General features: G+C 71.2%; 17 protein-coding genes. 4 read left to right on the top strand and 13 right to left on the bottom strand.

The window, feature by feature from the left end; all coding sequences use genetic code 11:
* Positions 1-3: 3 nt before the first annotated feature.
* Entirely contained in the window at positions 4-495 is a 492-nt protein-coding gene (locus MFF04_RS05490; protein WP_238274441.1) for a CinA family protein, read from the top strand.
* Between the two features lie 38 nt (positions 496-533).
* A complete protein-coding gene (locus MFF04_RS05485) occupies positions 534-1,748 on the top strand; it encodes an FAD-dependent oxidoreductase (protein WP_238274440.1) in 1,215 nt (404 codons plus the stop codon).
* A gap of 4 nt (positions 1,749-1,752) precedes the next feature.
* On the opposite strand, the gene MFF04_RS05480 is transcribed toward MFF04_RS05485, so the two are convergent.
* The 6 genes from MFF04_RS05480 to bla form a co-directional block, all read right to left on the bottom strand.
* Positions 1,753-2,211, bottom strand: a complete 459-nt coding sequence (locus tag MFF04_RS05480; RefSeq protein WP_238274439.1) for a type II toxin-antitoxin system RatA family toxin — start codon at positions 2,209-2,211, stop codon at positions 1,753-1,755.
* A 22-nt stretch (positions 2,212-2,233) separates the two neighbouring features.
* A complete protein-coding gene (gene lipA / locus MFF04_RS05475; RefSeq protein WP_238274438.1) occupies positions 2,234-3,223 on the bottom strand; it encodes a lipoyl synthase in 990 nt (329 codons plus the stop codon).
* A 154-nt stretch (positions 3,224-3,377) separates the two neighbouring features.
* A complete protein-coding gene (locus tag MFF04_RS05470; RefSeq protein ID WP_238274437.1) occupies positions 3,378-4,040 on the bottom strand; it encodes a cell wall hydrolase in 663 nt (220 codons plus the stop codon).
* A 148-nt stretch (positions 4,041-4,188) separates the two neighbouring features.
* The gene (locus MFF04_RS05465; protein WP_238274436.1) at positions 4,189-4,965 is read right to left on the bottom strand and encodes a fumarylacetoacetate hydrolase family protein; all 777 of its coding nucleotides are present in this window, start codon (positions 4,963-4,965) and stop codon (positions 4,189-4,191) included.
* A 45-nt stretch (positions 4,966-5,010) separates the two neighbouring features.
* Positions 5,011-5,901, bottom strand: a complete 891-nt coding sequence (locus MFF04_RS05460; protein ID WP_238274435.1) for a bestrophin-like domain — start codon at positions 5,899-5,901, stop codon at positions 5,011-5,013.
* Between the two features lie 79 nt (positions 5,902-5,980).
* Positions 5,981-6,856 (bottom strand): class A beta-lactamase, encoded by an 876-nt coding sequence (gene bla / locus MFF04_RS05455; protein WP_238274434.1) that lies wholly within the window; start codon positions 6,854-6,856, stop codon positions 5,981-5,983.
* Between the two features lie 242 nt (positions 6,857-7,098).
* Between bla and MFF04_RS05450 the strand changes: the two genes are divergently transcribed.
* Both MFF04_RS05450 and MFF04_RS05445 read left to right on the top strand, forming a co-directional pair.
* Positions 7,099-7,545: a GAF domain-containing protein gene (locus tag MFF04_RS05450; protein WP_306308064.1), complete on the top strand. Its 447-nt coding sequence runs from the start codon at positions 7,099-7,101 to the stop codon at positions 7,543-7,545.
* Between the two features lie 156 nt (positions 7,546-7,701).
* Complete coding sequence (locus tag MFF04_RS05445) at positions 7,702-7,857, top strand: hypothetical protein (RefSeq protein WP_238274433.1); 156 nt, start codon at positions 7,702-7,704, stop codon at positions 7,855-7,857.
* A 119-nt stretch (positions 7,858-7,976) separates the two neighbouring features.
* Here MFF04_RS05445 and lpdA read toward each other — a convergent pair whose 3' ends face one another.
* The 7 genes from lpdA to MFF04_RS05410 form a co-directional block, all read right to left on the bottom strand.
* Positions 7,977-9,416 carry a dihydrolipoyl dehydrogenase gene (gene lpdA / locus MFF04_RS05440; protein WP_238274432.1) on the bottom strand — a complete coding sequence of 480 codons (1,440 nt, stop codon included), beginning with the start codon at positions 9,414-9,416 and terminating at the stop codon, positions 7,977-7,979.
* A 67-nt stretch (positions 9,417-9,483) separates the two neighbouring features.
* On the bottom strand, positions 9,484-10,902 hold the full coding sequence (locus MFF04_RS05435) for a pyruvate dehydrogenase complex dihydrolipoamide acetyltransferase (protein WP_238274431.1): 1,419 nt from the start codon (positions 10,900-10,902) through the stop codon (positions 9,484-9,486).
* 50 nt (positions 10,903-10,952) lie between these two features.
* Positions 10,953-11,231 (bottom strand): DUF5076 domain-containing protein, encoded by a 279-nt coding sequence (locus tag MFF04_RS05430; RefSeq protein ID WP_238274430.1) that lies wholly within the window; start codon positions 11,229-11,231, stop codon positions 10,953-10,955.
* Between the two features lie 10 nt (positions 11,232-11,241).
* Positions 11,242-12,693, bottom strand: a complete 1,452-nt coding sequence (locus MFF04_RS05425) for a pyruvate dehydrogenase complex E1 component subunit beta (RefSeq protein WP_238274429.1) — start codon at positions 12,691-12,693, stop codon at positions 11,242-11,244.
* A 71-nt stretch (positions 12,694-12,764) separates the two neighbouring features.
* A complete protein-coding gene (pdhA, locus tag MFF04_RS05420) occupies positions 12,765-13,847 on the bottom strand; it encodes a pyruvate dehydrogenase (acetyl-transferring) E1 component subunit alpha (RefSeq protein ID WP_238274428.1) in 1,083 nt (360 codons plus the stop codon).
* Positions 13,848-13,996: 149 nt separating this feature from the next.
* Positions 13,997-14,308, bottom strand: coding sequence for an FtsB family cell division protein (locus MFF04_RS05415; RefSeq protein WP_238274427.1), 312 nt, complete (start codon positions 14,306-14,308; stop codon positions 13,997-13,999).
* A 67-nt stretch (positions 14,309-14,375) separates the two neighbouring features.
* Positions 14,376-14,756 (bottom strand): winged helix-turn-helix transcriptional regulator, encoded by a 381-nt coding sequence (locus tag MFF04_RS05410; RefSeq protein WP_238274426.1) that lies wholly within the window; start codon positions 14,754-14,756, stop codon positions 14,376-14,378.
* Positions 14,757-14,848: the final 92 nt, after the last annotated feature.

Here is a 14,848-nt window from a genome sequence, read left to right as displayed (position 1 = left end):
GGCATGATCGAGGACCCCGTCCTCCTCGCCCAGGCCGAGGCGCTCGTCGCCCGCTACGCGGCGGCGGGCCGGCGGATCGCTACCGCCGAATCCTGCACCGGCGGCCTCGTCGCCGGGCTGTTGACCGCAGTGCCGGGCTCCTCCGCCGTGCTGGAGCGGGGCTTCGTCACCTACTCGAACGCCGCCAAGGTCTCGATGCTCGGCGTGCCCGAGGCGACGCTCGCCGCCCACGGCGCCGTCAGCGAGGCGACCGCCCGCGCCATGGCCGAGGGCGCGCTGGCCCGTTCCGAGGCGGATGTCGCCGTGGCGATCACCGGCATCGCCGGCCCCGGCGGCGGCAGTGCGGAGAAGCCCGTCGGCCTCGTGCATTTCGGTCTCGCCCGGTACGGAGGTCTCGTTGGCCATCGGGAGTGCCGCTACGGCGACCCGGGCCGCGGCGAGATCCGCCGCCTCGCCGTCGCCGAGGCGCTGGGGCTCCTCGAAGCGGCGCTGTGAGCGGGTTCGCCGCCCGCTCCGACCGGGAAGGTCATGCGATGAGCGGGAATGCGCAGAAGGTCTGCATCGTCGGCGGCGGCCCGGCGGGGATGATGGCGGGCTTCCTGCTCGCCCGCGCCGGCATCGAGGCGACGGTCCTCGAGAAGCATGCCGACTTCCTCCGGGATTTCCGCGGCGACACCATCCATCCCTCGACGCTCCAGGTGATGGAGGAGCTCGGCCTTGGCGAGACGTTCCTCGCCCTGCCGCATCGGCGCGTCGAGACGCTCTCGGGCGTCGTAGACGGCCGAAGCTTCCGGATCGCCGACTTCCGGCACCTGCCCGTGCGCCACCGCTTCATCGCGATGATGCCACAGTGGGACTTCTTGAATTTTCTTGCGACCGAAGGACGTCGGCACCCGAAGTTCATGCTTCGGATGAGCACGGAGGCGACCGGGCTCGTCGAGCGGGACGGCCGCGTCGACGGGGTGCGGGCGCGGGGCCCGGAGGGCGAGACCACGGTCGAGGCCGATCTCGTCATCGCCGCCGACGGCCGGCACTCGGTCTTGCGCGGCGCCTCCGACCTCCCGCGGAAAAGCTTCGGCGCGCCGATGGACGTGCTCTGGTTCCGTCTCTCCCGCCGGCCCGACGACCGGGAGGAGACGGCCGGGCGGTTCGGGCGCGGCGGCATCCTCGTCGCCATCGACCGGGGCGAGCACTGGCAATGCGCCTTCGTGGTGCCGAAGGGTGGCGAGGCGGCGCTGCGGGCCCGGGGTCTCCCGGCCTTCCGCGAGGCGGTGGCGGCGCTGGCGCCCTACCTCGCCGACCGCGTCGACGAGATCGCGAGCTTCGAGGCGGTGAAGCTCCTCACCGTCGCCGTCGACCGGCTGACCCGCTGGCACCGGCCGGGGCTTCTCTGCATCGGGGACGCGGCGCACGCGATGTCGCCGGTGGGCGGCGTCGGCGTGAACCTCGCCGTGCAGGACGCGGTGGCCGCCGCCAACCTCCTCGCAGCCCCCCTGCGCGAAGGGCGCCTCACTGATGGTGACCTCGCCCGCGTCCAGGCGCGGCGGATGCCAGCGGTGCGGGCGACGCAGCGTCTGCAGCGGATGATGCAGGACCGGGTGATCGCCGGGGCGCTCGACGCCACGGCGCCGCTGAAGCCGCCGCTGGCGCTACGGCTCCTCGACCGGGTGCCGCTCCTCCAGCGTCTGCCCGCCCGCATCGTCGGGCTCGGCTTCCGTCCCGAGCATGTCGCCGCGCCGGCGGCGTGAGCCCTCAGGCCGCGCCGTAGATGCGCTCGGCGCGGGCCTCGAAGGCGTCGGTGAACTTGCGGAAGGCGTGGTCGAACATGCGGCCCATCAGCAGGCCGAGGGCGAAGCTCTTGAACTCGTAGTTGATGAAGAAGTCGACGAGGCAGCCGCCGTTCTCGGCCTCCTTGAAGGCCCAGCGGTTCTCAAGGTGGCGGAAGGGCCCGTCGATGTACTCGGCGAGGATCCTGCGCTCGCCGGGATCGAGGGTGACGCGGGTGGTGAAGCGCTCGCGGATCGCCTTGTAGCCCACCGCCATCTCGGCCACGAGCACTTCGGCCCCCTCCTCCTTGCCGGGCTGCCGGCGCAGGACGCGCAGGGCCTCGCAGAGCGGCAGGAACTCCGGGTAGCGCTCCACGTCCGCCACGAGGTCGTACATCTGCTGCGGCGTATGGCGCACCGCGCGGGTGATCCGGAAGGAGGGCATCGGGCGCGGGGTCAGCCGAGGGTCAAACCCCGGCGGGCTCCTTCGCGAGGCGGGCGAGACGGGCCGCCCTCAATCGCGAAAAATCCTCGCCGGCGTGGTGGGACGAGCGGGTGAGCGGCGTCGCCGAGACGAGCAGGAAGCCCCGGGCGTAGGCCGTGGTCTCGAAGCCCTTGAACTCCTCCGGGGGCACGAACCGGACGACTTCATGGTGCTTCTTGGTCGGCTGGAGGTACTGCCCGATGGTGAGGAAGTCCACATCGGCCGAGCGCAGGTCGTCCATCAGCTGGACCACCTCGTTCCGCTCCTCGCCGAGACCGACCATGATGCCGGACTTGGTGAAGATCGTCGGGTCGAGCTCCTTCACCCGCTGCAGCAGCCGCAGGGAGTGGAAGTAGCGGGCGCCGGGGCGCACGGTGAGGTACTTGCCCGGCACCGTCTCGAGGTTGTGGTTGAACACGTCGGGCCTGGCCGCGACCACGACCTCCAGCGCGCCGTCCTTGCGCAGGAAGTCGGGGGTCAGGATCTCGACCGTGGTGCCGGGGCTCGCCTCGCGGATCGCACGGATCGTGCGGGCGAAGTGCTCGGCGCCGCCGTCCTTGAGGTCGTCGCGGTCGACCGAGGTGACGACGACGTGGTGCAGCCCGAGCTTGGCCACCGATTCGGCGACCCGCTGCGGCTCGTCGGCGTCGAGGGGGCCCGGCAGGCCGGTGCGCACGTTGCAGAAGGCGCAGGCCCGCGTGCAGGTGTCGCCCATGATCATGAAGGTGGCGTGCCGCTTCTCCCAGCACTCGCCGATGTTGGGGCAGCCCGCCTCCTCGCAGACGGTGACGAGCCCGTGCTGGCGCACGATGCGGCTGGTCTCGGCATAGGCCGGCGAGCCCGGCGCCTTGACCCGGATCCAGTCGGGCTTGCGCTGCACCGGCGTGTCGGGACGGCGGGCCTTCTCCGGGTGTCGCGGGCGGACCGCCGCCGGGCGGCGGTCGTTGTTCAGGAGATCGAGGACGACGGCCATCGGGGCCCTGGCGCGGCGGAGCGGGCTTTCGAGGACATCCGGCGGCGCGGCCGGAGGCTCCCATCCGACTTAAGGACTCGGCCACGGCACCGCAAACCCCGAGGCCCGCTCGCCTTGTCGCGGGGACGACAGGCGCGCCCGAGTGTCGCCCGGCCTAGCGGAACGAGGCCGAGGTGAAGCGGGTCGTGGCGTCTGCGGGCAGGGTCAGGGCGACGGCCTGCGTCGCGGCCGTGAAGGGCACCAGCGAGCCTTCCGCCGTGCGCACCACGGCGTGGGGCACGGGCGCGGGCAGGTAGCCCTCGCGGTCGCTCTTCTCGTAGAAGGCGTTGCCGCCGGCCTTGGCCACGTAGTGCATGTTGTCGTAGCCGAAGGTCAGCCCGGCGGTGTGGAAGTGCAGCGCCTGCCCGACCTCCGGGTGGCGGTGGCCGGCGAGGAGCAGGTTCGCCACGCGCTCGATGCGGGGCCTGTCGGCCTCGCGGACGGGCTTCGTGAGGACGCCCGGCGCGAACTGGCGCTTCTGGCCGACGACCTCGCAGATGCGGCCGGGATAGGCCGGGGCGTCGAGGCGGTTCATCACCACGGTGCCGACGGCGAGCAGGCCCTCCTCGTCGCTGCGGTTCGATTCGAAGTACATGGCCCGCTCGAGGCAGGCCTTGTCCTCCGCGGTCGGCGCGGCGACGACCTTGGCGGTGGCGGGGGTGGCGATGGAGCCGGTGGTCAGCTCCTGGGCGGGGAACAATCCGCAGCCACCGCCGGAGACGCCCACCAGGGCGAGAGCGAGAACCGCACCGATCTGACCGTTCCGCGTCGCCGGCATGAAGCCCCCTCTCGCTGAGCACCCAAAGGATCCGAGTAGGGTCAGGGTGCTGAGCGAAGGGTTAAGGCGCAACCCGGTCCGGCCGAAGCGTGGCCGGAATCCGGGAGCGGTGCGGCATCCCCGCCACAGGCTTGACGGGACGGTCGAATCAGCCGGCGAGGAAGCGGTTGCGGAGGGACCCGATGCCCTCGATCTCGACGGAGACCTCGTTGACCGGCTCCTTCATGGTGCCGACCCCCAGCGAGGTGCCGCAGCAGATCACGTCGCCGGGCAGGAGCGTCATGTCCGCCGAGATCAGGCTGACGAGCTTGGCCGCCGGGAACACCATGTCCGAGATCGGATAGTTCTGGCGCTCCTGCCCGTTGAGGATCGTGCGCACCACCAGGGTCTCGGGCTTCACGTCGGTGGCGATCACCGGACCGAAGGGGCCGAAGCCGTCGAAGCTCTTGGCCCGCGTCCATTGCGGGAAGTTCGGATCGGCGTTGAGCACGTCCGAGGCGGTGATGTCGTTGACGCAGGTGTAGCCGAAGATCGCGGCCTCGGCCTCGGCTTCCGACGCGTTGGCGATCCGCCGGCCGACGACGATGGCGAGCTCGCCCTCGTAGACGACGCGGCCGCCATACGCGGCGGGCCGCGCCACGTCCGTGTCCGGGTCCTGCACGCAGGAGACCGCCTTGAGCAGGTAGAGGGGGGTCTCCGGCGCCGAGACGCCGAGCTTCCGGCCCAGCGCGTGGAAGTTGTTCCACAGGGCGATCATCTTCGAGGGCACGCAGGGCGCGAGCACCGCGACCTCGGCCCGCGCCACGCGCTCGCCGGTCGCCTCGGGGGCGGCGAACATGTCGCCCCGGTGCACGGCGATCGCCTCGCCCTCGACGAGTCCGAATCCCGTCTCCCCGCCCCTGCGGAATCGGATCCAGTGGGCCATGACGCTTCCCCTTCTCGCGCGCTCCCTCGGCGCTTGCCGAGCCCGCTAGCCCGGCGGACGGCCCGAGTCGAGGGGCGCGGCCGGCGCCGCAGGGGGAGACTCGGGCCGGGCGTCGGGAACGGGGGCCGGAGACGGCGCGGCGGCCGGTGGCGGCGGCCGCGCCACGACCCGCGCCAGGGCGGCGCTCAGGGGCTTGGCGCTCACCGGCAGCGGGCCGTCGAAGGGGCGCTCGTGCAGGGCGATCAGCCCGAGAGTCGAGGTCATGGCGATGGAGAAGACCGTCATCGCCGTCACCTGAGCCCGCGGACTCTCGATATGGACGAGGGCGAGCGCCAGCAGGGTCAGGCTGGCGAGGATCACGAGGGCGAGCCACTTCGTCTCGTCGCTGTTGCTTTGGGCGAGGCTCAGCCGGTCGGATCGGGCGGCGCGCAGGCGCAGCACCAGGTCGAGGAGCGCCGTCTGGCTGGCCGCGCCGGCATCCGCTCCGACGCTCGGCACCACCACCGCCTGGAGCAGCAGGGCGAGCGCCTCGGCGGCCTTGGGCGAGGCCTGCGCGGTCTGCATCTGATGCCACTCGTCGCCGGTGACCGCCCGCAGGTAGGCAGCGAGATGGGCGCGGATATGCGCCATGTCGGAGACGGTGGCGAGGCTGAGATCGTAGATCGCCACGGCGGTGTCGCCCTCGGTCTGGACCGTGCGCACTGCCTGCCGCTGCCGCTCCCAGGCGTCGTTGGCCACGAAGCCGGTGAAGAGCGCCAGCAAGACCGAGATGCTGCTGAAATAGGGTGCGACGAGGCCGGTGAGGCGCAGCCACCGCCCGCGCGTCAGGGGGAGCGTGGCGACGAGGCGGATCATCCCCACCACGCCGGCGAGAAGCGCCCCCAGCAGGGCGAAGATCAGCCAGACCGGCTGGTCGAGCCAGAAACCGAGAATCAAGAGCCTCTCCCGTGCCGGCCCGGAGGCGGGCCCCGCCCGGGACGATATGCACCAGCCGGAGGCCGGTGCCTACGACCCGCTATCGGTGCGAGGCCACCGCGCGGCCGACCTCCGCGAGGCTCGCGTTGCGGCGCTCCTGCGGCGCATCCGTCTCCGTGAGGTAGGCGGCCACCAGGATCGGCGCGGCGCCGCCCGGCGGCCAGAGCAGCCCGACATCGTTGGTGGTGCCCCTGTCGCCGGAGCCCGTCTTGTCGCCGACCTGCCATGCCGGCGGCAGCCCGGCGCGCAGGCGCGCTCCGCCGGTGCGGTTCGCCCGCAGCCACGCCACCAGGGTCCCGCGCGAGGCGCTCGTCAGGGCCGTTCCGAGGGCGAGCCGGTCGAGATCCGCCAGCATCGCGGCGGGCGTCGTGGTGTCGCGCGCATCGCCCGGACGCGCCTCGTTCAGATCCGGCTCGATCCGGTCGAGGCGGGTCACCGGATCGCCGAGGCCGCGCAGCCAGGCGTTAAGCCCTGCGGGGCCGCCGAGGCTCGCCAGGATCAGGTTGCCGGCGGTGTTGTCGCTGAGCGTGAGGGCCGCCTCGCAGAGGGCACCGAGCGCCATGCCGCCCTCGCCCACCCGTGCTTTCGTCACCGGGGAATAGTCCACGAGGTCGGCAGCCGTGTAGGGGACGCGCCGCTCCAGGCTCTCCCGGCCGGCATCGACCCGCGCCAGCGCCGCGCCCGCCGCGAGGAGCTTGAAGGTCGAGCACAGCGGGAAGCACTCGTCCGCCCGGTGCCCCACGGTCAGGCCCGTTCCGGTGTCGCGCATGGCGACGCCGAGGCGGCCGCCGCTCGCGCGCTCGATCTCGCCGAGCCGGCGCGCGAGGGCGGCCGCCGGATCGTCGGCCCGGCCGGCGGCCGGAGGCAGGAGCAGAGCGGCTCCGAGGGTGGCCAGGGTCCGGCGTCGGTCGAGCATCGGCATCCTCCCGTCGGTCGTTTCGCGGCCGGGCGATGGCAGGTGCCGGCGGCGACTTCGTGGCCGGCGCACGGTCCGGTCTCCGGCGGCATCCGAGATCGCGGAACCACCGGCGGGGCTCCCGTGCATCGCATCGGGCGAGATGCTATGCTCGGCCCATGGTTCATGCAGGCCCCCCCGGGCTGACGCCCGCGGATCATCCGGACTCGAGGCTCGAGGATGCCCGAGCCCTCCTGTCGGGCGTGTCGTCGCTCCAGGAGATGGTGACGGTCCTTCGCGACACCGCCCGCGAGATCGCCGGCGCGGACGGCATCGCCGTGGTCCTGCGAGAGGGCGAGTTCTGCCACTACGTGGCCGAGGACGCGATCAGGCCCCTGTGGCAGGGGCGCCGATTCCGGCTGAAGGAATGCCTCTCGGGCTGGGCGATACTCAACGCCCGCTCGGCGGTGGTCCCGAACGTCGACACCGACCCGCGCCTGCCGGCCGCCGCCTATCGGGCGACCTCGATGCGCAGCGTCGTCATGACGCCGATCGGCGCGCCGGTGCCCGTCGCGGCGCTGGGCGCCTACTGGTGCGCCTGGGTCGAGCCCGGCGCGGACACAGTGCAGCGGCTGCAGGCTCTCGCCGACCTGGCGACCGCGGCGCTGGATCGTCTGCAGGCGAAGCCGCCGGAGCAGATCGCCAGCTGAGGCGCCGGCGCTCCTTAACGCCCCGCTCACCATGCAAGGGTGCCATCCGCGAGATCGCCCCATCCGCGTGCGGCAGCGCACCCGGACCGCGCGTCATCGGCCTTAGGACCGGGACCGTCGCCTTCCCGACCCGGCGACCGGAGAAGGTCCGGCCCGATGGCCCTCAAGAAGCTGTTCCTGGTGCTCGCGCTCGTCGTCCTGATCGTGGACGGGCATGCACCGGGCGCCCGAGAGCTGCGCAATCCGGATGCCGAGGGCGGGACCGCCATCGGCCGGCTGGCCTCACCCCACACCAAGCGCCCGGGAGCTTGAGCGCCATGATCCTCGCCATCCGCAAGGCCGGCTTCGGGCTCGCCGTGAGCAGCGTCTTCGCGACCGCCTTCACCCTCGTGGCGATGGGCTACTAAGCCCGCCGTCCCAAGGCACGTCCCCTACGTGTGGATGACCCGCCCGTAGGCGTCGAGCACGCTCTCGTGCATCATCTCCGAGAGCGTCGGATGCGGGAAGACCGTGTGCATCAGCTCTTCCTCGGTGGTCTCCAGCGTCATCGCGACGACGTAGCCCTGGATGAGCTCGGTGACCTCGGCGCCGACCATGTGGGCGCCGAGAAGCTGCCCGGTCTTGGCGTCGAAGATCGTCTTGATCAGCCCGTCCGGCTCGCCGAGCGCGATGGCCTTGCCGTTGCCCGCGAAGGGGAAGCGGCCGACCTTGACGGAAAAACCCTGCTCCTTGGCCTTGGCCTCGGTGAGGCCGACGCTGGCGATCTGCGGCTGGCAGTAGGTGCAGCCGGGGATCTTGCCCTTGTCCATCGGGTGGGCGTGGAGCCCTTTGATGGTCTCGACGCAGATCACGCCCTCATGCTCGGCCTTGTGGGCGAGCATCGGCGGGCCGGCGACGTCGCCGATGGCGTAGACCCCCGGTACGTTGGTGCGCCCGAGCCCGTCGGTGGCGACGATCCCCCGCTCGATGGTGACGCCGAGCTTTTCGAGCCCGATGCCCTCGATGTTGCCAACGACGCCGACCGCCGAGATCAGCTTCTCCGCCGTGATCTTTTGCGATTTGCCGTCGCCGGTCTCCACCGTCGCCGTGACCGAATCCGCGCCCTTCTCGACCTTCGTCACCTTGGCGCCCGTCAGAATCTTGATGCCCTGCTTCTCGAAGCGCTTGCGGGCGAGGCCGGCGATCTCCGCGTCCTCGACGGGCAGGATCTGCGGTAGCAGCTCCACCACCGTCACCTCGGCGCCCATGGTGCGGTAGAAGGAGGCGAACTCGATGCCGATGGCGCCCGAGCCCATCACGAGCAGCGACTTCGGCATCGCCTCGGGGACCATGGCCTCGTAGTAGGTCCAGATCTGCTTCTTGTCGGGCTCGATGCCGGGGATGGCGCGGGGGCGGGCGCCCGTCGCGACGATGATGTGGCGCGCCTCGTAGGTGCCCGCGCCCTTGGCGCCCTTCGGGGCTTCCGCGCGCTTCGTCTCCCTGACCGCGACCTTGCCCGGCGCGTTGCCCTTCGGCGCGGACTCGATCGCCGCCTCGCCCCAGATCACGTCGACCTTGTTCTTCTTGAGCAGCATGCCGACGCCGCCGTTGAGGCGCCCGGAGACGCCCCGCGAGCGCTTGACGATGGCGGCGGCATCGAAGCCGACCTTCTCGGCCGAGAGGCCGTAGTCGGCGGCGTGCTGCATGTAGTGGTAGATCTCGGCCGAGCGCAGCAGCGCCTTCGTCGGGATGCAGCCCCAGTTCAGGCAGATGCCGCCGAGATGCTCCCGGTCGACCACCGCCGTCTTGAGCCCGAGCTGCGCCGCGCGGATCGCCGCGACGTAGCCGCCGGGACCGGCACCGATGATGAGGACGTCGTAGGCGTCGGACATGCGCGTCTCCGCGGGCGCCCTCAGGGGCGCGGGGCCGTTCGGTCGTGGTTCGGGGGCGGGGTGCGGCTCACACCAGCATCGCCATCGGGTTCTCGATCAGCGCCTTGAAGGCCGAGATCAGCTCGGCCCCGAGCGCGCCATCCAGGACCCTGTGATCACAGGAGAGGGTGACGGACATCGCCTGGATGATGGCCGGGGCCCCGTCGCGCACCACCACCCGCTGCTCGCCGGCGCCGACCGCGAGGATCGTCGACTGGGGCGGGTTGATCACCGCGGTGAAGTGCTTGATCCCGTACATGCCGAGGTTCGACACGGCGGTGACGCCGCCCTGGTACTCCTCGGGCTTGAGCTTCTTGGCGCGCGCGCGGGCGGCGAAATCCTTCATCTCGTTGGAGATGGTCGAGAGCGTCTTGCGGTCGGCCTGGCGGATCACCGGCGTGTAGAGCCCGCCGTCGATGGCCACCGCGACGCCGACCTCGGCGTTGTCGAAGCGCAGGATGCGGTCCTCGGCCCAGACCGCGTTGGCGGTCGGCACCCGCATCAGCGCGAGGCCCATCGCCTTGATGACGAAGTCGTTGACCGAGAGCTTGTAGAGGGGCTTGCCGTCCTTGCTCTTGCCGGCGCCGTCGTTGAGCTGCGTGCGCAGCTTGAGGAGCGCGTCGAGCTCGCAATCGACGGTGAGGTAGAAGTGCGGGGCGACCTGCATCGCCTCGGTGAGGCGCTTGGCGATGGTCCGGCGCATGCCGTCGAGGGGCACCTCCTCGTAAGTGCCGGCCTTGAAGAAGCCCTTGACCTGATCGGCGCTGAGACCGGCGGCCTTGGCCGCCTGCGGAGCCGCAGCCTCCTTGGCGGCGGGCTTCTCCGGAGCCTTGCCGGTGTCGGCCTTTGCGCTCGCCTTCGCATCTCCCTTGGCCGTGCCGGAGGCCAGCGCCTCGCGCACGTCCCGCTCGATGATCCGCCCGTGGGGGCCGGAGCCCTTCACGGCGGCGATGTCGACGCCTTCCTGCTTGGCGATGCGGCGGGCGAGCGGCGAGGCGAAGACGCGGCTGCCGTCCGCGCCCTCACCGGACTTCGCGGCGGTCGCCGGTCCCTGCGGGGCGGTGTCGACGCGGGCGTACTCCTTGTGGCCGCCGCCGGGGGTGGTGTTCTCGGCACCGGCATCGGGCTTCGGAGCCGGCGCCTCCTCCGGCGCCTCGGCCTTCGCGCCGCCTCCGGCGGGCGCCTGCACGGAGGCCGGGTCCTCACCGTCGGCGGCGATGAGCGCGATGAGGTCGTTGACGGGCACGTCCGCGGTGCCCTCGGGGACGAGGATCTTGGCCAGCACCCCCTCGTCGATGGCCTCCACCTCCATCGTCGCCTTGTCGGTCTCGATCTCGGCGAGCACGTCGCCGGACTTCACCGAATCGCCCTCCTTCTTCAGCCACTTGGCGAGGTTGCCCTTCTCCATGGTCGGCGAGAGGGCGGGCATCAGGACGTTGATGGGCATCGGCGGTTTTATCCTGATCTGGCAGCGGCCTGGCGTGGGCTGTTGCGATCCTAGTTCAAGGGACCTTCCGCTCCCGGAAGCCCCGCCTCCAGCCCGGCGCGGATGCGCTCGAAGGCCTCGTCCTCGCTGAGATCGCTCTCCAGCGCATAGATGCGGGCGGCGTGGCGGGCGAGGTCGATGAGGAGCCGGCCCCAGGTGTAGGGGTCGTCGAAGGAGCGGCGGAGCGCGATGCTCACGGCGCCGTCCACGACGCTCGCCCGCAGCACCTCGATGCCCCCGTTCTCGAGGGCGTCGGGGGGGACGGCGAGTTCCTGGAAGCGCTCGGCCATCGTGGGCGGCTCAGCGGTAGCAGACGGCCTTGGCCGCCTCGACCACCTCGGCGACGTTCGGAAGCGCCAGCTTCTCGAGGTTGGCCGCATACGGCATCGGCACGTCCTTGCCGGTGATGCGCAGGACCGGCGCGTCGAGGTAGTCGAAGGCGTCGACCATGATGCGCGCCACGATCTCGGCGCCGACGCCGGACTGCGGGAAGCCCTCCTCGACGGTGATGCAGCGACCGGTCTTCTTCACCGATTCGACCACGGTCGCCGAATCCATCGGGCGGATGGTGCGCAGGTCGATCACCTCGGCCTCGATCCCCTCTTCGGCCAGCACCTGTGCGGCCTTGAGGGCGTAGGTCATGCCGATGGCGAAGGAGACGATGGTGACGTCCTTGCCCTGCCGGTGGATCTTGGCCTTGCCGATCGGCAGCACGAAGTCGTCGAGCTTCGGCACCGGGAAGGACTGGCCGTAGAGGATCTCGTTCTCGAGGAAGATCACCGGGTTCGGGTCGCGGATCGCGGCCTTGAGCAGGCCCTTGAAGTCTGAGGCCGTGTAGGGCGCCACCACCTTGAGACCGGGCACGTTCGAGTACCAGGCGGCGTAGTCGTGGCTGTGCTGGGCGGCGACCCGCGCGGCGGCGCCGTTCGGGCCGCGGAACACGATCGGGCAGCCGAGCTGGCCGCCGGACATGTAGAGGGTCTTGGCGGCCGAGTTGATGATGTGGTCGATCGCCTGCATGGCGAAGTTGAAGGTCATGAACTCGACGATCGGCTTCAGGCCGGCGAGCGCCGCGCCGACGCCGATGCCGGCGAAGCCGTGCTCGGTGATCGGGGTGTCGACCACCCGGCGCTTGCCGAACTCCTGGAGGAGCCCCTGCGTGACCTTGTAGGCGCCCTGGTACTCGGCGACCTCCTCGCCCATCACGAAGACGTCCTCGTCCCGGCGCATCTCCTCGGCCATGGCGTCGCGCAGGGCCTCGCGGACCGTCTGCGTCACCATCTCGGTGCCTTCGGGGAACTCCTCCATCACCGCGGCGGGGGCGGCGCTGGAGATCGTGGCCGGGGCGGCCGGCGCCTTCGGGGCATCCTCGGTGGTCTTGGCGGAGGCCGCCGGCCTGTCGGCCTGCCCCTCCGCCTGCATCGTCGGGGTCGGGGCGGGCTGGCCGGCGCCGTTCGGCTTCGGCGCGGATTTGCCGCCGCCGGCCGCGGCGGCGGCGGCGACATCCTCGCCCTCGCCGGCGATGATCGCGATCGGGGTGTTGACGGCGACGCCCTCGGTGCCTTCCTCGACCAAAATCTTGGCCAGCACCCCCTCGTCGATGGCCTCCACCTCCATCGTCGCCTTGTCGGTCTCGATCTCGGCGAGCACGTCGCCGGACTTCACCGAATCGCCCTCCTTCTTCAGCCACTTGGCGAGCTTGCCCTCCTCCATGGTCGGGGAGAGGGCGGGCATCAGGAGGTCGGTCGCCATGGGCGGGGCAGCTCAGCTCTGTCGGTGGCGGGCGCGGGCGGACGGGCGCGGGGAGCGTCCGGCGGGAAACCTCAGGCGCGGGCTTCGAGGAGGATGTCGGTCCAGAGCTCGGACGGATCGGGCTCGGGGTCGTGGGTTGCGAACTCGGCCGCGTCGTTGACGATCTCGCGGACCTTAGCGTCGGTGGCCTTGATCTCGGCCTCGTCGATGCCGTGCTGCTCGATCAGGCGCTTGCGGACCATCTCGATCGGGTCGTGCTCCTCGCGCATCTTCGAGACCTCGTCCTTCGAGCGATACTTCGCCGGGTCGGACATCGAGTGGCCGCGGTAGCGGTAGGTCTTCATCTCGAGAATGTAGGGGCCCTGGCCCGAGCGGGCGTGCTCGATGGCGCGGGAGGCGGCCTCGCGGACGGTGCGCACGTCCATGCCGTCGACGGCCTCGCCGGGGATGCCGAAGGAGATGCCGCGCTTCGAGAAATCGGTCTGCGCGGAGGCGCGGTCGACCGAGGTGCCCATGGCGTAGCGGTTGTTCTCGATCACGTAGACGACCGGCAGCTTCCAGAGCTGGGCCATGTTGAAGCTCTCGTAGACCTGGCCCTGGTTGGCGGCGCCGTCGCCCATGTAGGTGAGGCTGACCTTGCCGTTGCCGCGGTAGGCGTCGGCGAAGCCGAGGCCGGTGCCGAGCGAGACCTGGGCGCCGACGATGCCGTGGCCGCCGAAGAACTGCTTCTCGCGGGAGAACATGTGCATCGAGCCGCCCTTGCCGCGGGAGTAGCCCCCGCGCCGGCCGGTCAGCTCGGCCATCACGCCCTTCGAGTCCATGCCGCAGGCGAGCATGTGCCCGTGATCCCGGTATCCCGTGATCACCTGATCCCCGTCCTCGGACGCCATCTGCATCCCGACGACGACGGCCTCCTGGCCGATGTAGAGGTGGCAGAAGCCGCCGATCAGGCCCATGCCGTAGAGCTGGCCCGCCTTCTCCTCGAAGCGGCGGATCATCAGCATCTCGCGATAGGCGTGCAGGTCCTCCTCGCGGGTGAACTGCGGCGCGTTCGGGAGGCCGGCGGATTGCGGCGCGGTCTTGGATTCGGCCGCGGCGGCCTGTCCGGATGTGGTCTCGGGCTTGGCCTTGCCCGCCTCGCTTCCGGCATCCATCGGCACCCTCCCGCGAACCTTCGACCTTTGGACGAGGTTCTAGGACAGGCCTTTCGGGAAAGCGAGGGCCGGTCGGCTGACAGCGTACCGAAGCTGTCAGGGCGCTGGCGACGGGCTCGCAGGAAGGCCGGCGCCGCCCGGAGGCCGGCTCAGGGATCGATGACGACCACGTCGTTGGCGTGCACGCGCCCGAGCACGAGCCGGGCACGCTCCTCGAGGAGGTCGCGGTCGATCTGGTCGCTGCGCAGGAGCGAGACCCGGTGCTCCCACATGCTCCGCTCGTCCTTCGCCGCGGCGAGCTCCTTCGAGAGGCCGTAGGCCTGGATCTTCAGGGCGCGCTTGGCCTCGAGGCCGCGATTGCCGTTCTCGGCCTGCGAGACGAAGTAGCCGACCACGAGCGCGGACACGCTCCAGAGGACGAGCGGGAACACGACGGCTCTGACGCGGCGGCGGACGACCATGCCCGCACGATGCGCCGGGACGGTTAACGGCACGCTAAGGGATGCGCCGAGGAACGCACTCGGCCGGCTAACGGCGGCTCGACTTCGGGCGGGCGACGAGCGCGTCGAGAGCATCCGCGTTGGCCCGCGCCCAGTTGTAGAGAAGGTCGATCGGCTCGACGAAGCGGCGGCCGAGGGGCGTCACCGCGTACTCGACGGCGGGCGGCACGGTGCCGTGGTTGTGGCGGCTGAGAAGCCCGCTCGCCTCCATCTCGCGCAGGGTCTGGATCAGCATCTTCTTCGAGATGCCCGGCAGGCTCCGCTCCAGCACGCCGGTCCGGGCCGAGCCGCCGAGATGAGTCGCGAGCACGTGCAGGACCATGCTCGTCCACTTGGCGTCGAAGAGCGCCAGTACCCGGCGCGGCGCACAGTCCTCGCGGATCATATGGTCGGGCGTGCCGGGCTCCATCGCGACCTCCGGTGTGGCCAGCCCAGTCACCGGGAGGTGACTATGACCCGTTCGGGTACCGTCTGGCCGGCCCCATCTGGGCCGCCATCTCC

Origin of the sequence: Methylobacterium jeotgali, from assembly GCF_022179345.1 — a bacterium.
Classification (GTDB): Bacteria; Pseudomonadota; Alphaproteobacteria; order Rhizobiales; family Beijerinckiaceae; genus Methylobacterium; species Methylobacterium jeotgali.
This window is presented reverse-complemented; position numbering and strand designations above follow the sequence as displayed.